This is a genomic window from Streptomyces sp. NPDC046939 (assembly GCF_040644575.1).
Taxonomy (GTDB): Bacteria; Actinomycetota; Actinomycetes; order Streptomycetales; family Streptomycetaceae; genus Streptomyces.
Genome location: NZ_JBEYWV010000052.1, coordinates 22,486 through 41,002 on the forward strand (window position 1 = coordinate 22,486; position 18,517 = coordinate 41,002).

General features: G+C 71.0%; 19 protein-coding genes and 1 pseudogene. 9 read left to right on the forward strand and 11 right to left on the reverse strand.

The window, feature by feature from the left end; genetic code table 11:
* Positions 1–124: 124 nt before the first annotated feature.
* From ABZ877_RS37880 to ABZ877_RS37900, 5 genes are all read right to left on the reverse strand, one after another.
* Entirely contained in the window at positions 125–1,492 is a 1,368-nt protein-coding gene (locus ABZ877_RS37880) for a CpaF family protein (protein WP_361080847.1), read from the reverse strand.
* Entirely contained in the window at positions 1,489–1,824 is a 336-nt protein-coding gene (locus ABZ877_RS37885) for a TadE/TadG family type IV pilus assembly protein (RefSeq protein ID WP_361080849.1), read from the reverse strand. The genes ABZ877_RS37880 and ABZ877_RS37885 overlap by 4 nt, the downstream gene beginning before the upstream one ends.
* 137 nt (positions 1,825–1,961) lie before the next feature.
* Positions 1,962–3,551: an AAA family ATPase gene (locus tag ABZ877_RS37890; protein ID WP_361080851.1), complete on the reverse strand. Its 1,590-nt coding sequence runs from the start codon at positions 3,549–3,551 to the stop codon at positions 1,962–1,964.
* Positions 3,552–3,642: 91 nt separating this feature from the next.
* A complete protein-coding gene (gene cpaB / locus ABZ877_RS37895) occupies positions 3,643–4,365 on the reverse strand; it encodes a Flp pilus assembly protein CpaB (protein WP_361080853.1) in 723 nt (240 codons plus the stop codon).
* Positions 4,366–4,420: 55 nt separating this feature from the next.
* On the reverse strand, positions 4,421–5,362 hold the full coding sequence (locus tag ABZ877_RS37900) for a hypothetical protein (protein WP_361080855.1): 942 nt from the start codon (positions 5,360–5,362) through the stop codon (positions 4,421–4,423).
* 366 nt (positions 5,363–5,728) lie between these two features.
* Here ABZ877_RS37900 and ABZ877_RS37905 point away from each other — a divergent pair, with 366 nt between their 5' ends.
* The 5 genes and pseudogenes from ABZ877_RS37905 to ABZ877_RS37925 all read left to right on the forward strand — a co-directional run bounded on the left by ABZ877_RS37905 (position 5,729) and on the right by ABZ877_RS37925 (position 7,900).
* Positions 5,729–6,148, forward strand: a complete 420-nt coding sequence (locus ABZ877_RS37905) for a hypothetical protein (RefSeq protein WP_361080856.1) — start codon at positions 5,729–5,731, stop codon at positions 6,146–6,148.
* A 30-nt stretch (positions 6,149–6,178) separates the two neighbouring features.
* Positions 6,179–6,549, forward strand: a pseudogene (locus tag ABZ877_RS37910) (hypothetical protein); the annotation flags it as partial.
* The gene (locus ABZ877_RS37915; RefSeq protein WP_361080858.1) at positions 6,546–7,076 is read left to right on the forward strand and encodes an HNH/endonuclease VII fold putative polymorphic toxin; all 531 of its coding nucleotides are present in this window, start codon (positions 6,546–6,548) and stop codon (positions 7,074–7,076) included. The pseudogene ABZ877_RS37910 and the gene ABZ877_RS37915, both read left to right, overlap by 4 nt.
* Complete coding sequence (locus ABZ877_RS37920) at positions 7,063–7,575, forward strand: Imm50 family immunity protein (protein ID WP_361080860.1); 513 nt, start codon at positions 7,063–7,065, stop codon at positions 7,573–7,575. The genes ABZ877_RS37915 and ABZ877_RS37920 overlap by 14 nt, the downstream gene beginning before the upstream one ends.
* Positions 7,562–7,900 (forward strand): hypothetical protein, encoded by a 339-nt coding sequence (locus ABZ877_RS37925; RefSeq protein WP_361080862.1) that lies wholly within the window; start codon positions 7,562–7,564, stop codon positions 7,898–7,900. The genes ABZ877_RS37920 and ABZ877_RS37925 overlap by 14 nt, the downstream gene beginning before the upstream one ends.
* A gap of 74 nt (positions 7,901–7,974) precedes the next feature.
* Here the strand turns inward: ABZ877_RS37925 and ABZ877_RS37930 are convergent, their stop codons facing one another.
* From ABZ877_RS37930 to ABZ877_RS37950, 5 genes are all read right to left on the reverse strand, one after another.
* Positions 7,975–8,460 carry a hypothetical protein gene (locus ABZ877_RS37930; RefSeq protein WP_361080864.1) on the reverse strand — a complete coding sequence of 162 codons (486 nt, stop codon included), beginning with the start codon at positions 8,458–8,460 and terminating at the stop codon, positions 7,975–7,977.
* Positions 8,461–8,643: 183 nt separating this feature from the next.
* Positions 8,644–10,137 (reverse strand): gluconate:H+ symporter, encoded by a 1,494-nt coding sequence (locus ABZ877_RS37935; RefSeq protein WP_361080866.1) that lies wholly within the window; start codon positions 10,135–10,137, stop codon positions 8,644–8,646.
* Positions 10,138–10,246: 109 nt separating this feature from the next.
* Complete coding sequence (locus ABZ877_RS37940; RefSeq protein WP_361080868.1) at positions 10,247–10,657, reverse strand: RidA family protein; 411 nt, start codon at positions 10,655–10,657, stop codon at positions 10,247–10,249.
* Positions 10,654–11,436 (reverse strand): IclR family transcriptional regulator, encoded by a 783-nt coding sequence (locus ABZ877_RS37945; protein ID WP_361080870.1) that lies wholly within the window; start codon positions 11,434–11,436, stop codon positions 10,654–10,656. The genes ABZ877_RS37940 and ABZ877_RS37945 overlap by 4 nt, the downstream gene beginning before the upstream one ends.
* On the reverse strand, positions 11,433–12,512 hold the full coding sequence (locus ABZ877_RS37950) for a sugar kinase (RefSeq protein WP_361080872.1): 1,080 nt from the start codon (positions 12,510–12,512) through the stop codon (positions 11,433–11,435). Before ABZ877_RS37950 ends, ABZ877_RS37945 begins: the two co-directional genes overlap by 4 nt.
* Positions 12,513–12,647: 135 nt before the next feature.
* Between ABZ877_RS37950 and ABZ877_RS37955 the strand changes: the two genes are divergently transcribed.
* Both ABZ877_RS37955 and ABZ877_RS37960 read left to right on the forward strand, forming a co-directional pair.
* On the forward strand, positions 12,648–13,976 hold the full coding sequence (locus ABZ877_RS37955) for an amino acid deaminase (RefSeq protein ID WP_361080873.1): 1,329 nt from the start codon (positions 12,648–12,650) through the stop codon (positions 13,974–13,976).
* A gap of 358 nt (positions 13,977–14,334) precedes the next feature.
* The gene (locus ABZ877_RS37960) at positions 14,335–15,936 is read left to right on the forward strand and encodes a D-aminoacylase (protein ID WP_361080875.1); all 1,602 of its coding nucleotides are present in this window, start codon (positions 14,335–14,337) and stop codon (positions 15,934–15,936) included.
* 3 nt (positions 15,937–15,939) lie between these two features.
* On the opposite strand, the gene ABZ877_RS37965 is transcribed toward ABZ877_RS37960, so the two are convergent.
* On the reverse strand, positions 15,940–16,569 hold the full coding sequence (locus ABZ877_RS37965) for an alpha-ketoglutarate-dependent dioxygenase AlkB (protein WP_361080884.1): 630 nt from the start codon (positions 16,567–16,569) through the stop codon (positions 15,940–15,942).
* Between the two features lie 115 nt (positions 16,570–16,684).
* Here ABZ877_RS37965 and ABZ877_RS37970 point away from each other — a divergent pair, with 115 nt between their 5' ends.
* Positions 16,685–17,896 (forward strand): pyridoxal phosphate-dependent aminotransferase, encoded by a 1,212-nt coding sequence (locus ABZ877_RS37970; protein WP_361080877.1) that lies wholly within the window; start codon positions 16,685–16,687, stop codon positions 17,894–17,896.
* A gap of 97 nt (positions 17,897–17,993) precedes the next feature.
* Positions 17,994–18,401 carry a hypothetical protein gene (locus tag ABZ877_RS37975; protein ID WP_361080879.1) on the forward strand — a complete coding sequence of 136 codons (408 nt, stop codon included), beginning with the start codon at positions 17,994–17,996 and terminating at the stop codon, positions 18,399–18,401.
* The last annotated feature ends 116 nt before the right edge of the window (positions 18,402–18,517 follow it).

Below are 18,517 nucleotides of genomic sequence, written 5' to 3' on the forward strand. Positions count from 1 at the left end.
CGCCGCCCCGCTCACATACCAATGCCATGTCGCCGCCGCCCCGCTCACATACCGATGTCACGTCGCCGCCGCCCCACTCACACGCCAATGCCACGTCGCCGCCACCCCCACCCACATACCGGTGTCACCCCGTCGCCTCCCTCGTATGGCGTGCGTCCACCGTCTCCACGACCCCGTACGCGGGCGGCACCGACTCCCCCGCCACGTACAGCCGGTCCGCGAGGCGGCGCGGCAGTGGGAGGTGTTCGTAGTAGCCGTGGACGCGGCGGCGTTCCTGGTCCGTGGTGCCTGACACGTACGGCTGGGCCACGAACCGCGTCACCGGGGCGATCGTGAACTGTTCCCTGCCGTGCGAGACGAGGAGCACGATCTCGCTGACGCGGCGGGAGCCGTCGGCGTGCCGGGTGAGTTGTACGAGGACGTCGACGGCCGAGTTGATCTGGTCGCGCAGCGCCTCGAACGGGACGTCGACCTCCGACATGGAGCCCAGCGTCTGGAGGCGGGTGAGGGCGTCCTCCGCCGTGTTCGCATGGACCGTGGCGAGGGAGCCGTCGTGGCCCGTCGACATCGCCTGGAGCATGTCGAGCGTCTCGCCGCCGCGGACCTCGCCGACGATGATGCGGTCGGGGCGCATGCGCAGGCTGTTGCGGACGAGGTCGCGGATGGTGACCTGGCCCTTGCCCTCGACGTTGGCGGGCCGCGACTCCAGGCGGATCACATGGTCCTGCTGGAGCTGGAGCTCGGCCGAGTCCTCGATGGTGATGATGCGCTCGTGGGACGGGATGAGCGCGGAGAGGGCGTTGAGCAGGGTCGTCTTCCCGGAGCCCGTGCCGCCGCTGACGATGATGTTGAAGCGGGAGCGGACGAACGCCGCGAGCAGCATCAGCATGTGCTCGTCGAGCGAGCCGAGGTCGAGGAGTTCCGTGAGGCTGTACGCGCGCGGGAAGCGGCGGATCGTGAGGGTGGCGCCGGTCAGGGCGAGCGGCGGGATGATGACGTTGACACGTTCGCCGGTGGGGAGACGGGCGTCGACCATCGGGTTCGACTCGTCGACGCGGCGGTTGACGGTCGAGACGATGCGTTCGATCGTCTGCATGAGTTGTTCGGGGGACGCGAAGCGGAGCGGCAGTTGCTCCACTCTTCCCGCCCGTTCCACGAAGATCGCGTCCGGGCCGTTCACCATGATCTCGGTGATGGAGGCGTCCGCGAGGAGGGGTTCGAGGATGCCCAGGCCGAGCGCCTCGTCGACGACGCGGCGGATGAGCTGGGTGCGTTCGGAGGAGGAGAGGACCGGGCCCTCGCGGCTGATGATGTGGCCGAGTACACGTTCCAGGCGGACGCGGCGGTCCGCGGCCTGGAGCGTGGACATCTCGGCGAGGTCGATCTCCTCCAGCAGCTTGGCGCGGTAGACGGCGACGAGGCCCTCGTCGCGGTCCGGGGGTGTGCCGGGGGTCGTCTCCCGGGTGGCTGCCACGCGTGAGCGCAGGCTCATGGGGGCGTCAACTCCCGTCCGGTGCGGTCGTTCGGCATGGTCGCCGAGCGGTGGATGTCCCAGCCGTCGAAGAGGGGGATGATCGCGTTCACGTGGACGGTGACGGTCGCGGTGACGGTGTCACCCGTGGCGATCGACGCCGACGGGCTCAGCCATCCGCTCGCCGCCGACGCGGCCGCCGCCTCGCCCGTGCCCTCGTTCAGCGACTCCGCCCTGGCGCCGGCCCGCGCCGCGCTCCCCGCCTGGTTCGCGCCGTAGCCGACGAGGCCGAGCTGGATCGCGGCCAGGCCGATGACGAGGAGGAAGGGCAGGAACCCGGCGAATTCGAGCATGGAGACACCGCGGTCGCCCCATCTGAGCCCGGATGCCAGCCCCTCCGGCGATTGAGGAGCGGGGTCCGGGGCGGAGCCCCGTGGCCTGGGCGCTGTCACTGGGGGGGCCGGGGCGGGGTCCCGTGTCCTGGGCGCTGTCACTGGTCCGCCTCGGACGCCGCGCCCGCCTCGCCGGTCACCGTCCACCCCGGATTGACCCCCGGGAAGAACACCGGGACGTCGACCTCCACCCTGGCCTTCATGACCGCGCCCTCGCTGCCGCAGCCGATCCGCGCCCCCTGCCAGGCCGACGGCAGGTGCTCCTTGCCCGCCGCCGTGCAGGCCGCGCCGTAGTCCCCGCCGCCCGCCTGCGCGGAGGTCGCCGCCCGCGCCGCCTCGTCCGCCGCGTTCCCGGCGAGGGAGTACGTGTAGCCGTACAGCACGCACTGCCACATCAGCGCGAGGACGACGAGGACCAGCGGGAACATCGCCGCGAACTCCAGGGTCACCGCGCCCCTGTCGCCGCCCCCTCGGCGGCGGGAGCGGCGGCCCGTCGACTCCGCGGCCGGGGCCGCCACCAGGCCGAGTTCGCCGGCCAGCGTCCACAGGGCCTGCTTGACGGTCGAGCGGTTGTCGAGGTCCTGCATACGGCCCGCGTCCACGGCTGCCTGGAGCTCCTTGTACGCGGCGGGGACGACGGCGCGGGCCGTCTTCGTTCCGGTGACGCGTTCGACGAGCGGGGGCTGGATCTCGGCCGAGCGGGCGTGCCGGTTGACGACCGTCAGGGTCTCCTCGGCCTTGCGGATCTGGAGGCGGTCCCAGAGCCGCACCATGCGCTTGGCCGCCCGGACCGCGACCACGTCCGGGGTGAGCAGGAGAACGGCCTGGTCGGCGAGTTCGATCGCGGCCGCGTTCGCCGCGCCCATCTGCGTACCGCAGTCGACGACCACGATCTCGTAGCGGGCGCGCAGGGCGTGGACGACCTGGCGGGCGACGCGGTCGGTGACCTCTTCGCCGCGTTCGCCGTCGGCGGGGGCGAGGAGGAGGTCGATGCCGGTCTCGTGGGTGAAGACGGCGTCCTGGAGGACGCGGGGGGTGATGTCGCTGATCGCCGCGAGGTCCGCCACCGAGCGGCGGAACTGCACGTCCAGGTAGGACGCCACGTCCCCCGACTGGAGGTCCAGGTCGAGCAGTGCCACCGAGCGGCCCGACGCCCGTGCGGCCAGCGCGAACTGGACCGACGCGAGCGTCGTGCCGACCCCGCCCTTCGCCCCGGTCACCGCCACGACCCGGCCGCCGCCGCCCGCGGGCATCAGCTCCGCGCCCGTACCGCCCGCGAGGTGGCGCCGCATGCCCGCCGACCAGGAGGCGGCGGCGTGGACCCGCTCCGCGAGGGCGTCGTAGCCGAGCGGGAACGCGACGATGCCGCGCGCTCCGCTGTCCATCGCGGCGGTGAGCAGCGCGGGGCTGGTGTCGGCCGTCGCGAGGATGACGCCGACCGCCGGGAAGCGCAGCACCAGGTCGCGGATGAGGTCCAACGCCGGTACGGGACCGATCCGTTCGTGTACGAGGACGACCTCGGGCAGCTCGTCCAGCGACTCGGCGGCCAGCCTTGCCAGGGTGTCGAGCAGGGCGGTGGAGTCGGTGACCGGTGGGGCGGGTTCCGTGTCGGGGAGCTGGGAGAGGAGGGTGACCAGGGCGCGGGCCGCCTCCGGCTCGCTGGCGGCCGGGAGGATCCTTGTGGTCATCGGCGTACTCCCTTCGAGGGCGCTGGGTCCCTGGTCACGGGGCTCCGCCGCGGACCCCGCTCCTCACTCATCGGAGGGGCTTGCCGGGTCATCACTTGGCCTCGCCCAGCGTGTACGTCCGGTCCCCGGGCGCGATCTTCGCCGCGTCGTCCCCCGGCGCGACCAGCGCGAGCCGTACGTGCGTCGCGAACGACTCCGCGTACGCCACCCGCTGCGCGTCCCCCGCGCTGAGCGCGAACGTGATCGGCACGGCCTCGCCCTGGCGGCGGCTGCGGCTGCCGGAATCGCCGGTGCCCTGCTGGTCGATGGGGGTCAGTTTGCCCACGTCGATGACCTCGGCGTTCTCGACGATGACCTCGGAGCGGTCGCGCTGCTTGTCGTTCTCGGCCTTGAAGGTGGCGTAGATGTTGACCTTGGCGCCGGGGTCGATCTTCCCGGCGACGCCCGTCTCCGCGTCGATCATGATGGCGATCTCCTGCTGCCCCGGCTTCAGCTCGGGCCGGGCGACGACCATGTCGCTCTGGAGCAGGGAGCCCTTCTTGAGCTGGGTGACGGCGATCTTGCCGCGGACCTCGCGGAGGTTCTTGACGGCGGTCTCCGACAGCCAGCGCTCGGGCATCTCCACCTTCTCGAACTGGTCGTCGGTCAGCTCCTTGTAGGGCGCCACGTCCTCCTTCAGCCGATACGCGGCCACCTCGGGCCCGACCTTGGAGTTCACGTCGCGGATCACGGACAGCACACCGGCGAACGCGCCGACGGCGCACAGGGCCGAGACGAACAGGAGGATGACGCCGCGGCGCTGACGTGAGTTCATGGACCGGACAACCTCGTCGGTAGGCGGACGGAGACTCGGGCGGGTGACAGGGGGGTCAACGGTGGTGCGAGGCGCTGGGCAGTGCCGCCCGGCCCGACGCGGCGGCCGGGGCGAGTGAGGTCCGTGCGGGATCCGCGCGCTCGGGCAGCGCACCCGTGGCCAGCGGCGCGGAACAGAACCCGCACCGGTCGCCGATGAGTTCGAGCCCGCACCAGTGGCACGCCTCGCGCCGCACGGACGACACGAGCTGGTACAGCACGGAGATGTCGGGGATGGCGGCGGCGAACTCGACGATCCTGCCGGGGTGGCCCTTCCGCCCGGTCGCCCACCAGCGCGGCGACTCGGCGGGCAGCGGCACCTCGGTCGCCCCCGACACCCGCCAGGCCGGGGCGAGCACCGAGGTGACCCAGTCGGTGGAGTGCTGCCCGGCCGCGTAGAACATCCGTGTGCCGAAGGCGGGGCCGCTCGGCGCCTCGGCGGCGGTGACGCGCAGGAGTTGCGGCTGCGGCGAGGCGACGACGGCGAATTGGGCGCTCGGCGACCACGACTTGGCGTGCGCCTTGAGCGGGACGGGCACGCGGTCGAGCTTGGCGACCGAGCCGAGCAGGGCGCCCGCGTGGACGTAGTGGGCGAGCAGCCGTCCGGCGGAGGCGAGCACGCCGGGGCTGAAGTCGCAGATGGACAACTGGCGCAGTTGCAGGGCGAGCACGGCGAGCCCGAGCGGCGGAAGCTCCGGCCGCAGGATGGCCATCCGGTCGCTTTCGAGCACGGAACGGACGGAATGCAGCCGGTGCACGACCGCGTCCGGAACGGACTGCGGACAGAGCACGATCACGTAGCCGTGCTGTTCGATCAGTGTGTGTACGTCGGCGAGCGCGCGGTCCAACGGAGAGGCGTCCGGCGCCCCGCCGGCGGAGAGCACGGCCGCGCTCGGGGTGTGCCGGTCGGGCGAGGGGAGCACCAGGTCGGGGTCGGTCACGGCTATCGCGGTCGGCACGCGTGAACCCCCGGTCGCTCCGCACTCCTTCGGACACTGTCTGCCTCAGCACCATATCCACGCGGGCGCCCGGCAACACCCCACTTCGCACTGTTCACGGAGCGCCATCGAGCGCGGCTGCACGAGAGTTGGCGCAGAAGCATCGGCGCCGCCCCTTGACATCGGTATTGGTCTGGACCAGTTTTGCCTCCAGCGGCTGCTTGAGCAGCGCGGCGGGCACCGGCCACGCCGCCCCTCGACCGGGCAGCGCCACCGCTCCCCCGGCGGCGCTGCCCGCACGCCCCTTTCGATCGGGCGCTGTACGAGGCGAAGGCGCGGGGCGACCGGGCGGCGTACTACGAGACGCCGACCCCGGTCGAGCTGTACGTGGAGCTGCGCCCCGACAAGGCCGACGTCTTCGACTCGATCCACCCACTACTCCACCGCCTGATCGGCCGCATCACCCGCTACGAGGCCCGCATGCGCGCCGACGGCCTCCTCGCCGAGGGCCGCTACGTGACCTCCGTCGACGCCTGGGATCTCGGCCGCGCCCCCAACACGGCCCGCTGGGCCTCGCCGCCCGCTATGGCACCCTGCAGGAGGCCGAGCAGCGGTCCGCTCCGCGAGCGCCGCCGCCACCCGGTCCTACCCGCACCTGGCAGGACTTCTCCGCCGCGTACGCCCTCGGCCGCTGCCTCCACTTTCGACGACGAGGAATGCGGCAGGTGGTACGAGGAAATGGTCTCGGCCCACCACATCCTGACCCAGGACCCGGGCAGCCTGTGGCTGAACATCCCGTTCAAGTAACGGGGCCATCCGAATTCACGGCGATGCGCATTCGCGGAGCTTCTGGGAGAATTCCGGCGCACTGCCGTGCTGGTACCGCTGGAGGAGACGCCCGACCCGGAGACCGAGCGCGGGTTGCTGACCGCCGATCTGAACGGCATCCGGTTCACCTGGCGTTCTCCGACGAACAGGCGTTGGCCCGCTATGCCCAGGTACGTGGCGAGTTCAGTCGCGAGTGGACGTACCGCACGATTCTGGGCGCCAAATTGCTGGACGTGGCGGTCCCGGCGGCCGGGGTGCCGTGCGGGGTTGCTCTGGACTGCGCGGACGGCCCCGACGGCATGGTGTTCCCGCCTGTGAAGGGCATCGTGCCGGACGCGGTGGCCGTCGACCATGACGAGCGCGAAGGAAACGCGGCGTGACCGACGGGGGCGGGAATGGCGGCACTGGTGGCGGCAAGGATCTGCAGGCCGAGGGTCTGGACCTGGTCGCACGCGGACTGACCGACGCACTCGGCGAGTTGAAGGAACTCGGCATGGTCGGCATGGCCGGTGCGGGGCGCGGATTCAGCGACATCGGCCTGTCCGGGCTCGAACTGGGTCATGAGGGCGTGACGGAGCGGTTCAAGTCGTTCTGCGAGCGATGGAAATGGGGCGTGCGCGCGCTCATCCACGAGGGGAACGAATTCGCCAGGGGCGTGGTCCTGTCGGCGGGCACATATTACGAGACGAGCCAGTATACGCAAGGCGCTTTCCAGGTCGGCGTGAATTCGTTGATAGACAATCCCAACGGCCGCGATGTCATTTTTTTCCAGGACCACTGGATGGGCCACCAGAAGCCGGGAGAGCCTGGGTATCAGCGCCCTCATGTCCATGTGAGACCATTCGAGGACACTCGAAACGGTCAGGTTCCAGGGTGCGAGGAGCACTATCCCTATGACCCCGAATAGCATTCCGTTGCGGAACGGGGAGGTGCTCGCCTCCCTCTACGGCGCCGGGCTCCCACCGTTGGAATCCGTCCGTCTACGGTCCGTCCATCTCAACTGGCGCGGACCCGGCGTCACGCTTCGGCTGGACCTGCCCGCGCCTTCCCTGCCGCTTCCCGAGGATTGGTCTGCGGCCGGGGTCGACACGGTCCAGGGACAACTCCAGTTCTTGGCCGTGGCCGACTTGGAGCTGGACGCCTGGGAGCCGCCCGTGACGATGCGCCTCACTACGACATCTCTGGACGACGGGCAGCACCGGATCCGCGTGACGGCCACTACCGACGGCGACTCATTTCTGCGCTTCACCAGCAGTGCCGATGTTCTCGTCGGGCATGTGAGCGGCTTCCGACTGGGTCCCGGAGGGAGCGACGACGGCCCGCATGTGTTCCGAAGCAGGATTGACAGCATGCGCCACACCACGGTTCCCGACTCCTGCGAGAAGACCTTCTATGAACGACTTTGACGTCGAGACGCTCTCAGACCCGTCCGTGCTGAGCGCCGGCGACCTTTTCTACGTGCACCTCGACGAGCGGCTCACCTCTGTCACTCTCGGGTTCACCACGCAGGAAGGGAGCGAAGGCTTCGAGTTCTTCCTGGTGTTCACCGACGTGCGGCAGGTGACGGTGAGGGGTTGGGGGCCTCCTGGCCTCAAAAAGGTCGAGTTGGTGCGGAGTACTGACGGAATCGCCGTGGTTGTGAAGGACGAACATTCACTGCTGTCCTTTCGCGCCGCTGAAATGGCTTTGGGCCGGACGCGTACGTTTCAGGCTTCCTCACAGTCCATCTGAAGCTGGCTTCCGGTACGTGCACGGGGCGGCAAGGGGGTCTGCCCGGATTGGTTGTCCAGGCGCCCCCTTGGCCGTCAGTCCTCGAAGTACTCGTCCAGGGCCTTGTCCAGCTGGTCGGTCCATTCCTTGAGGCGGGACTTGTCCGGGGCCTCGACGTCGTTGGGGTACCAGCGGCTGTTGGGGGTGTGGACCGTCACCGTGAGGCGCTTGCGGGACGTGCCGTACTCGACGGCGCTGATCTCGTCCCAGGTGAAGTCCGCCTCCTGGTCGTCCAGCGTGAAACGGACGCCGGTCGCGTCGACCGTGATCGAGCCCCGGCGGTCCTTCGCCTCCAGGACCGGGCCGTCGGCCGGGGCCTTCGGAGCGGGCTCGGGCTGTGGCTTCGCGTCCTCCGGCTCCTCGGACTCCTCGGGCTCGACCGGCGTCACCTCCCGCGTCGGCTCGTCGGACTCCGTGACCTTGTCCTCGGCGGCCGCCTCCGCACCGGGAGACGTCAGGCCGGGTACGTACGCCGGGTCGAAACCGGCACCGGTGACGGGCGGGACCTTCTGACTCTCCATACGCTGCTCCACGGGCCGAAGTATGGCGGACAAGACTGTGGGACGCCTCCCCCGGGCCCCGCTACGAGCGACACGGATGCGCAACGATGAGGCGCAAGAGGACGCCGCCGCCGTCGCGTTGGGCCGGGGTTCTTCGCGCCGTATCAGGTGTACGCGCCCGATCCGGCCCGCGGCGACGGCCGCTTACACGAACAGGCTCACCACCGCCGCGACCACGAACCCGGCGACCGACAGCACCGACTCCAGGACCGTCCACGTACGCAGCGTGTCGCGTTCGGTGATGCCGAAGTACTTGGCGACCATCCAGAAGCCGCCGTCGTTGACGTGCGAGGCGAAGATCGAGCCCGCCGAGATCGCCATGATGACCAGGGCGATGAAGGCCTGGGAGTAGTCGCCTTCCGAGAGGAGCGGGGCCACGATGCCCGCCGTCGTCACGATCGCCACCGTCGCCGAGCCCTGTGCGACGCGGAGGACGAGGGAGATGAGGTAGGCGAGGACGATGACCGGAAGGCCCACGTCGTTGAAGGTGTCGGCCAGGGCTTGCGCGATGCCGCTGGCCTTCAGGACCGCTCCGAAGACGCCGCCCGCGCCGACCACGAGCAGGATGTTGCCGACCGGCTTCAGCGAGGCCGTCGACACCGTCTCCAGGGACTTGCGGGACCAGCCGCGCCGGATGCCGAGCAGGTAGTAGGCGAGGAGCAGGGCGATCGTCAGGGCCACGAAGGGGTGGCCGAAGAACTCGATGACCGAGCGGCCCGTGGACGGGTCGAAGGCGATCGAGGAGAAGGTCGCGAGGAGGATCAGGATGAGCGGGGTGCCGATGATGGCGAAGACGACGCCGAGCGCGACCGGCTTCTCGGTCGGGGTGACTCCGGCGGCGCGCTGTTCCGCTTCGAGGGACGCCTTGGCCTCCTCGGCGGCCTCGACCATGTCCTGCGGGACCGGCACGAAGATCCGCTTGCCGATCCAGGCGGCCCAGCCCCAGGCGGCGAGTACGGCGGGGATGCCGCAGACGATGCCCATGAGGATGACCCAGCCGAGGTCGACGTGGAGGAGTCCGGCGGCGGCGACGGGGCCCGGGTGCGGCGGCAGGAACGCGTGCGTCATCGACAGGCCCGCGAGCAGCGGCATGCAGTACAGGATGATCGACTTGCCGCCGCGCTTGGCGGCCGCGTAGACGATCGGCGCGAGGACGAAGATGCCGACGTCGAAGAAGACGGGGATGCCGAAGATCAGGCCGGTGAGGCCCATGGCGAGCGGGGCGCGCTTCTCGCCGAAGAGGTTGAGGAGGCGGGAGGCGAGGACCTCGGCGCCGCCGGAGACTTCGAGGACCGCGCCGAGCATGGTCCCGAGCCCGATGATGATGGCCACGTGGCCGAGGGTGCCGCCCATGCCGGACTCGATCGTGGAGACCGCGTCGGACCGCTGGACGGTGCCGAAGAGTTCGGTGACGGACAGGCCCGCGCCGAGGCCGACCGCGATGGAGACCGCGAGGAGGGCGACGAAGGGCTGGAGTCTCGCCTTGATGATCAGGAAGAGGAGAAGGACGATGCCGAGCGCGGCGATCGTCAGGAGGCCGGCCGTGCCGTCGATGAGCTTCAGGATGCCGCCGGTGTGGGGTGGCGGCTCGGTGGCGGCGGCCGCGAGCGGGGCCAGGGTGGTGGATATGGGGAGCATGGGGGTCCTCGTAAGGGCATGGATGTTTCTGGGCAGGGGGGATCGCGGAGCGGCGCGTCCGTGTGACGCGCCGCTCCGTGACGACGTACAGAGGTGAGGAGGATGCCGCTCAGCTCAGGACTGCGAGCGCGTCGATCTCGATGAGGAGGCCCTTGGGCAGGCCGACGTAGACCGTCGTGCGGGCGGCGGCGGGGGCCTTGAGGCCCTGCTCCTCGAAGTACTCGTTGTAGATCTGGTTCATCTCGGCGAAGTGGTCGACGTCCGTGAGGTAGACGCGCATCATCATGACGTCGTCCCAGGTGGCGCCGCCCTCTTCGAGGATCGCCTTGACGTTGGCGAACGTCTGGAGGGTCTGCTCGCGCAGGGTCGGGCCCGCCGGGGTCGGGGCCTTGCCCTCCTCGGCGGGGAGGAAGCCGACCTGGCCGGCGACCTGGAGGATGTTGCCCTTCTTGACGCCGTGCGAGAACTTCGCGGGCGGGGTGGTGTGCGTGGCGGGGGTGAGCGCGATCTTCTCGGTCATCGTGAACTTGCTTCCTTGGTGGGGGTACTGGGGGTGGTACCGGTTCCTGAGTAGTCCCGGCTGATGGCTTCCGCCGTGCGGCGCACCAGCGGGAGCAGGGTGAGGAGTTCCTCGGCGGTGACGACGACGTTCGGCGCGGAGACCGACATGGCGGCGACGACGCGGCCGTCGGCACCCCGGACGGGCGCGCCGACGCAGTTGATGGACTCCTCGTGGCCGCCGAGGTCGGTGGCCCAGCCCTGTTCGCCCACCTTCTCCAGCTCGCGCAGGAACGCGGCGGCGTTGGGGGTCGAACGGGACGTGTACATGGGGTAGTCGAGCTTCTCCGCGACCGCGCGGCGCTCGGCCTCGGGAAGGTCGGCGAGGAGCAGCTTGGCGACCGCCGCGACCGTGATCGCGACCGGTTTGCCGATGCGCGAGTACATGCGCACGGGGTAGCGGCTCTCGACCTTGTCGATGTAGAGGACCTCGTCCTCCTCGTAGACGGCGAGGTGGACGGTGTGGCCGCACTTCTCGTTGAGGGCGACGAGGTGGGGGTGGGCGATCTCGCGGACGTCGAGGTTCTCGACGGCTTCCTGGGCGAGCGCGAAGAGGCGGGCGCCGAGCCGGTAGCGCTGGTCGGCCTGGCGGTGGACGAGACCGTGCTCGTGCAGGGTGCGCAGCAGACGCAGTGCGGTGCTCTTGTGCACGCCGAGGCGGTCGGCCACCTGGCCGAGGTCGGCTGGTCCCTCGGCGAGCAGCGGCAGGATGCTGAGCGCGCGGTCGACGGTCTGGCTCATGGCGTAGGTACCTCCTCGGCGGCCTCGTCGGGGGTGGTCGTCCACCCGGGGCCGAGGTGCAGTGTCCCCCACGCGGCGGCGTCGAGTCCGGCCAGGCGGTCGGCGTGGTCGCGGCGCGGGGGCGCGGCGAGGTCACCGGGGACGGTGAGGGCGGCGGCGGCCCACAGGTGGCCGTGGCGGAGCCGGCCGGCGACGGGCAGGCCGCGCAGGGTCGCGGAGAGGAACCCGGCGGCGAAGGCGTCGCCCGCGCCGACGGCGGCGACGACGTCGACGCGCGGGGCGGGTTCGAAGTGGCGGCCGCCGTCGCGGTCGTAGGCGACGGCACCGTCGGCGCCGCGCTTGACGACGAGCAGGTCCGGCTCGGGGAGCGCGGCGCGTACGGCGTCGGGGCCGCCGGTGATCCCGAACGCGTCCTCCGCCTCGTCCTCGCCGACGAAGACGAGGTCGGCGTGGCGGGCGAGATCGAGGAGGACGCGGGCGTCGTCCTTCGCGGCGCCCCAGAGGCCCGGCCGGTGGTTGACGTCGAAGGAGACGAGCGGCCCGGCGGCGGCAGCGGCAGCGGCGGCGGGCATGAGCGTACGGAGAAGGGTCAGGCAGTCCTCGGAGAGCGCGGCGGTGATGCCGGAGAGGTGGAGGATGCGGCCCGCGCGGAGCGTGTCCAGGTCCATCGTGGCCGGGGACATCGCGGAGGCGGCGGAACCGGCGCGGTAGTAGGCGACCTCGTGGGCGTCGGTGGCGCGGTCCCCCGCGGTGCGGAAGTAGATGCCGGTGGGGCGGGCGGGGTCGCGGCGTACGTGCGAGACATCGACTCCGTACGCGCCGATGGCCTCCACCAGATGGTCGCCGAAGCCGTCCGCGCCGACGCGGCTGACCCAGCGGGCGCGGTGGCCGGCGGCGGCGAGGACGCAGGCCAGGTTGGACTCGGCGCCGCCGATGCCGCGCTCGAAGGACGGGACGTCGGCGAGGCGCCCGGGGACGGTCGGGACGAACGTGACCATGGACTCGCCGAGCGCGACGACGTCGGGTGCGACGACCTCTGGTGCGCTGTGCGGGGCTGCGGGTCCGGTGACGGTCACGGGGGTCGGTCTCCTCACGGCGTGGGGGCCAACAGCTCCGTTGACCCGGCGTTGGCTCGGATGTTAGACAGCAGTGAGCGACATACGCAATGGGCGTTGCACATATTGCAACTGCCTCGCCTGGAAGGGGCAACCGTGACCGCCAAGAATGCCGTCAGCGCCGACGACGCGGCCGAACGCGGAGCGACTCGACTCGCGGAGCTGGCGCGCGAGCGCGTCGACTTCCGGTTCAAGGGGCTGCCGCCCCAGGCCGAGGGCCTGACCGTCGCCGAACTGGCCGAGCGCCGCCTCAACCTCTTCACGGACGGCTTCACCACCCCCGTCCTCGCCCTCTCCGCCGAGCGCCTGGAACACAACCTCGCGCTCATGGAGACGTACGCGGCCCGGCACGGGCTCGCGTTCGCGCCGCACGGCAAGACGTCCATGGCGCCGCAGCTCTTCCAGCGGCAGATCGAGCACGGGGCGTGGGGGATCACGCTGGCCGTGCCGCACCAGGTACGGGTGGCACGGGAGTTCGGCGTGGGGCGGGTGTTCCTGGCGAACGAACTCGTCGACGCGGGGGCGCTGCGCTGGCTCGCGGGTGAGCTGGACTCCGATCCGTCCTTCCGCTTCGTCTGCTACGTGGACTCCGTACGCGGTGTCGAGCTGATGGACGCGGCTCTGCGCGAGGCGGGGGCCGGGCGTCCGGTGGATGTCGTGGTCGAGCTGGGCGCGGGGGACGGGGCGCGTACGGGCGCTCGTACGGAGGCGGAGTGCGGGGCCGTTGCCGACGCGGTCGCCGGGGTCTCGACGCTGCGGCTCGTCGGGGTCGCCGGGTACGAGGGGGAGGTGCCGCAGGCCGACGGTGAGCGGGTCCGGGCCTGGCTGCGGCGGCTCGTCGCGCTGGCCGTGGAGTTCGACGGGGCCGGGCGGTTCGCGGGGCTCGACGAGATCGTGATCAGCGCGGGGGGCTCCGCCTGGTTCGACGCGGTGGCCGAGGTGTTCGCGGAGATCCCCGAGCTGGGGGCGCCCGTGCTGAAGCTGCTGCGCTCCGGCGCGTACGTCTCGCACGACGACGGGCACTACCGGCACCTGACGCCGTTCAACCGGGTCCCGGAGGAGGGCGCGCTCCATCCCGCCTTCCGGCTCTGGGCGCAGGTCGTGTCGCGGCCGACGGCGGAGCAGGCGTTCGTCAACGCGGGCAAGCGGGATGCGGCCTACGACCTGGACCTGCCCGAGGTCCAGGTCGTGCGGGACGCGCGTACGGGGGCGGTGCGGGATGCGGCCGGTGTTTCCGTGACGGGGCTGTCGGATCAGCACGGGTGGGTTCGTATGGAGCCGGATGCGGGCGGGGTCGGGGTCGAGGTCGGGGACTGGCTCGGCATGGGGCTTTCGCACCCCTGCACCTCGTTCGACAAGTGGCAGTTGATTCCGGTGGTGGAAGGGGACGGGACGGTCGTGGACTACGTCCGCACGTTCTTCTAGGCGGGCGATCGGCTCGGGCGGGCTGCTGGTCGGCGGGGCCGGGCCCATGTCACTCGCCGTAGGCCTCCGGCCCGGGTGTCGGGTGCGGGTCGTGGCGGGTTGCGTGCGCAGTTCCCCGCGCCCCTCACGAGCCACCCGCCGTAGGCCGTCGCCGCCGATGTCGACCGCCCGCCGTCGTCGGTTGCTCGCGCCGTTCCCCGCGCCCCTGGCGGGGCGCTTCCGACCGGCGACGCAGCGGTGGCCGCCGACGGTGGGGCACCACCGCCGGGGCCACCCGCACCTGACGACGAAATCCGCACGGGTGGTGCGGGTGGGTAATCCGTAGTGAGTTCAGCCATGACGAAAGAGGCAGCCGAACATGGACCTGGTCATCAAGGACGCGCGGGTGATCGACGGCACCGGAGGTGCCTCGTACCGCGCCGACGTCGCGATCGACGACGCCGGACGGATCGCGGAGATCACCAGGGAAGGTGAGGGCCCGCGCCTCACAGCGGCCCGCACACTCGACGGCTCGGGCCTCGCCCTCTCCCCCGGGTTCATCGACATGCACGCCCACAGCGACCTCGCCCTCCTCCGCGACCCGGACCACAGCGCCAAGGCCGCCCAGGGCGTCACCCTGGAGGTGCTGGGCCAGGACGGACTCTCGTACGCGCCCGTCGACGACCGCACCCTCGCCGAGGTCCGCCGCGCGATCACCGGCTGGAACGGCGACGGTTCCGACATCGACTTCGACTGGCGCACGGTCGGCGAGTATCTGGACCGCCTGGACCGTGGCATCGCCGTGAACGCCGCCTACCTCATCCCCCAGGGCACGGTCCGGATGTACGCGGTCGGCTGGGAGGACCGCGACGCGACCCCGGCCGAGCTGGACCACATGCGCAGGCTCGTCGCCGAGGGCATGGAGCAGGGCGCTGTCGGCATGTCGTCGGGGCTGACCTACACCCCGGGCATGTACGCGAAGGACGCCGAGCTGACCGAGCTGTGCCGGGTCGTGGCCCGGTACGACGGCTACTACTGCCCCCATCACCGCAGCTACGGGGCCGGCGCCCTGGACGCGTACAGGGAGATGGTCGCGCTGACCCGCACCGCGGACTGCTCCCTGCACCTGGCGCACGCCACCATGAACTTCGGCGTGAACAGGGGCAAGGGCGTCGACCTGCTCGCCCTCCTGGACGACGCGATCGCGGGCGGCGCCGACATCAGCCTGGACACCTACCCGTACACGCCGGGCGCGACGACGCTCGTCGCCATGCTGCCGAGCTGGGCGAACGAGGGCGGCCCCGACGCCACCCTCGCCCGGCTCCTCGATGACGACACCGCCGAACGCATCCGCCACCACGTCGAGGAGATCGGCTCCGACGGCTGTCACGGCGTGCCGATGGAGTGGGAGACCATCGAGATCTCGGGGGTCTCCGATCCGGTGCTCGCGGCCTACGTCGGCAAGACGGTCGCCGCCGCTGCCGCCGAGCGCGGTGAGGCCCCCTGGATCACCGCCCGGCGGCTCCTCGTCGAGGACAAGCTGGGGTCCACGATCCTTCAGCACGTCGGGCACGAGGACAACGTCCGGGCGATCATGCAGCACCCGGTGCACACGGGCGGCAGCGACGGCATCCTCCAGGGCGCGAAGCCGCACCCGCGCGCGTACGGCACGTTCCCGCACTACCTCGGCCACTACGCCCGCGACCTGGGTGTCATGTCCCTCGAGGAGACGGTCGCGCACCTGACGTCCCGTCCGGCCGCGCGTCTGCGGCTGCCCGACCGGGGGCTCGTCCGTGAGGGCTACCGCGCCGATCTGGTGCTGTTCGACCCGGAGACGGTGGCGGCGGGCTCGTCGTTCGAGGCGCCGCGCACGCTGCCGGTCGGCATCCCGCACGTCCTGATCGACGGCCGCTTCGTCATCGAGGACGGGCGCCGGACCGATGTCCTCGCGGGCAGGTCCGTTCGCCGCAGCGCCTCCTGAAGATCAGCGCACTCCGTGCGGGCGGAACTGGATACTGATCCGGGGGCCCGTCGCCCGCGCCGACTTCGGGATGGCGTGCTCCCACGTCCGCTGGCAGGAGCCGCCCATCACGATGAGATCGCCGTGCCCGAGCGGCCTGCGCACGGTCGGCGCGCCCCCGCCGAGCGGGCGAAGGACCAGGTCGCGCGGGGCCCCGACCGAGACGATGGCGACCATCGTGTCCTCGCGGTCGCCGCGCCCGATGCGGTCGCCGTGCCAGGCGACGCTGTCGCGCCCGTCGCGGTAGAAGCAGAGCCCGGCCGTGGTGAACGGCTCCCCCAGCTCGTCGGCGTAGTGCGCGGACAGCGCGGCACGGGCGGTGTCGAGCACGGGGTGCGGGAGCGGCTCGGCCGCCCCGTAGAACTTGAGGAGGCGGGGCACGTCGACGACCCGCTCGTACATCTGGCGGCGTTCGGCCCTCCAGGGCACGCCGGACGCGAGGTGTTCGAACAGGGCGTCGGCGCCGCTGAGCCAGCCGGGCAGGACGTCGATCCAGGCCCCGGCCCCGAGCACGGTGCGCCGCAGGCCGGTGAGGTCGCCGAGCGCGGTCTCCTCGGCCTGGTCGAAGAGGGATCCCTGAAGCATGCGTTCCAGCGTACCGAACGAATAGAACAAACGCTCGAATGTGCTCGGGCCAGCCCGCTCAGTGGCCGATCTCACCCGTCAGAACAGAGCGCGCCGCCCCGTTACCCGGCCGTAAAGTCGGAGCATGCAGCTCATCCAGTCGACCAAGCTCGCCAACGTCTGCTACGAGATCCGGGGCCCGGTGCTCGAGGAGGCGATGCGGCTGGAAGCGGCAGGCCACCGGATCCTGAAGCTGAACACGGGCAACCCGGCCGCGTTCGGGTTCGAGTGCCCGCCGGAGATCCTGGAGGACATGCTCCGCAACCTCGGCGACGCCCACGGCTACGGCGACGCCAAGGGGCTGCTCGCCGCCCGGCGCGCGGTGATGATGCACTACCAGACGCTCGGCGTGGAGACGGACGTCGAGCACGTCTACATCGGCAACGGCGTCTCCGAGCTGATCGTGATGGCGATGCAGGGGCTCCTCGACGACGGCGACGAAGTCCTCGTCCCCGCCCCCGACTACCCCCTGTGGACCGCCGCCGTCTCGCTCTCCGGCGGCACCGCCGTGCACTACCGCTGCGACGAGCAGGCGGACTGGATGCCGGACCTCGCCGACGTCGAGCGCAAGGTGACCGACCGCACCAAGGCGATCGTCATCATCAACCCGAACAACCCGACGGGCGCCGTCTACAGCGACGAGATGCTGCGCGGCCTCACCGACATCGCCCGCCGCCACAACCTCCTCGTCTGCTCCGACGAGATCTACGACAAGATCCTCTACGACGACGCCACCCACACCCCGACCGCCGCCATCGCCCCCGACCTGCTCACCCTCACCTTCAACGGCATGTCGAAGGCGTACCGGGTCGCCGGGTACCGGGTCGGCTGGATGGCGATCTCCGGCCCCCGCGCGCACGCCGCCTCGTACATCGAGGGCCTGACGGTCCTCGCGAACATGCGTCTGTGCGCGAACATGCCGGGCCAGCACGGGGTCGTCGCGGCGCTCACCGGACGCCAGACGATCAAGGATCTGGTGCTGCCGGGCGGGCGCCTTAAGGAGCAGAGCGACGCCGCGTACGACCTGCTCACGCAGATCCCGGGCGTCACCTGCGTCAAACCCAAGGGCGCGCTCTACCTGTTCCCGCGCCTCGACCCCAAGGTCTTCAAGATCAAGGACGACCGGCAGCTGGTGCTCGATCTGCTCCGCGCCGAGAAGATCATGGTCGTCCAGGGCACCGGGTTCAACTGGCCGGAACCCGACCATTTCCGCGTGGTCACCCTGCCCTCGACGCGGCAGCTCACCGAGGCGATGACCAGGATCGGCAACTTCCTGGACGGATACGCCCAACCCTGACCACCTGCACTCCTCTTCTTTGGACAGGTTCTAAGTTAGACGGAATCTAATGTACGATGGAGGCCAATCACCCCACGTCCGTTGCCTGGAGGCCTCCATGTACGAGCCGATCCGCACCAAGTCGGTCCACACGATGGCGGCCGACAGCGACTTCCCGCACCGCTCCCGCGAGGAGGAGCTGGACATCCAGCTCGCCGGGCACCTGTCGGCGCTGCTCGCCCTCACCGACGAGATCCGGCTGGCCGCCGGGGACCCGGAACTGGACGCCGCGGCGGAGGAGCTGGCCGCGCAGATCAGCCGGCTTCGGGGCGGGCACCCGCCCGTGCGGTCGTCCGTCGCCGCCGCGGTGCACGAGCCGCACGTCGCCGCTCTGCACCAGCGGGCGCATGCCCTTGCCGGGCGGGCGCTGGTCGTGGCGGCGTCCCGGGCGGATACAGCCGCCGCGATCCTGGCTGCCCAGCGCATGGAGTACCACGCGAACGCTGGCCGCTTGGTAGCCGCCTAGAGGGGCGCGGGGAACTGCGCGAGCAACCCACGAAAAGCCGCAGTCGCGTCTGCTCGGTACATGAAACAGCACGGACGCGCCGCGCCAGCGGACGGGCGGGACGAGCCGCAGATCAC

Bases quoted from the DNA above. Each gene is read 5' to 3' on its own strand.
- ABZ877_RS37880 (WP_361080847.1), bottom strand. From the start codon at position 1,492: ATGAGCCTGCGCTCACGCGTGGCAGCCACCCGGGAGACGACCCCCGGC.
- ABZ877_RS37885 (WP_361080849.1), bottom strand. From the start codon at position 1,824: ATGCTCGAATTCGCCGGGTTCCTGCCCTTCCTCCTCGTCATCGGCCTG.
- ABZ877_RS37890 (WP_361080851.1), bottom strand. From the start codon at position 3,551: ATGACCACAAGGATCCTCCCGGCCGCCAGCGAGCCGGAGGCGGCCCGC.
- cpaB (WP_361080853.1), bottom strand. From the start codon at position 4,365: ATGAACTCACGTCAGCGCCGCGGCGTCATCCTCCTGTTCGTCTCGGCC.
- ABZ877_RS37920 (WP_361080860.1), top strand. From the start codon at position 7,063: ATGACCCCGAATAGCATTCCGTTGCGGAACGGGGAGGTGCTCGCCTCC.
- ABZ877_RS37925 (WP_361080862.1), top strand. From the start codon at position 7,562: ATGAACGACTTTGACGTCGAGACGCTCTCAGACCCGTCCGTGCTGAGC.
- ABZ877_RS37930 (WP_361080864.1), bottom strand. From the start codon at position 8,460: ATGGAGAGTCAGAAGGTCCCGCCCGTCACCGGTGCCGGTTTCGACCCG.
- ABZ877_RS37935 (WP_361080866.1), bottom strand. From the start codon at position 10,137: ATGCTCCCCATATCCACCACCCTGGCCCCGCTCGCGGCCGCCGCCACC.
- ABZ877_RS37940 (WP_361080868.1), bottom strand. From the start codon at position 10,657: ATGACCGAGAAGATCGCGCTCACCCCCGCCACGCACACCACCCCGCCC.
- ABZ877_RS37945 (WP_361080870.1), bottom strand. From the start codon at position 11,436: ATGAGCCAGACCGTCGACCGCGCGCTCAGCATCCTGCCGCTGCTCGCC.
- ABZ877_RS37960 (WP_361080875.1), top strand. From the start codon at position 14,335: ATGGACCTGGTCATCAAGGACGCGCGGGTGATCGACGGCACCGGAGGT.
- ABZ877_RS37970 (WP_361080877.1), top strand. From the start codon at position 16,685: ATGCAGCTCATCCAGTCGACCAAGCTCGCCAACGTCTGCTACGAGATC.
- ABZ877_RS37975 (WP_361080879.1), top strand. From the start codon at position 17,994: ATGTACGAGCCGATCCGCACCAAGTCGGTCCACACGATGGCGGCCGAC.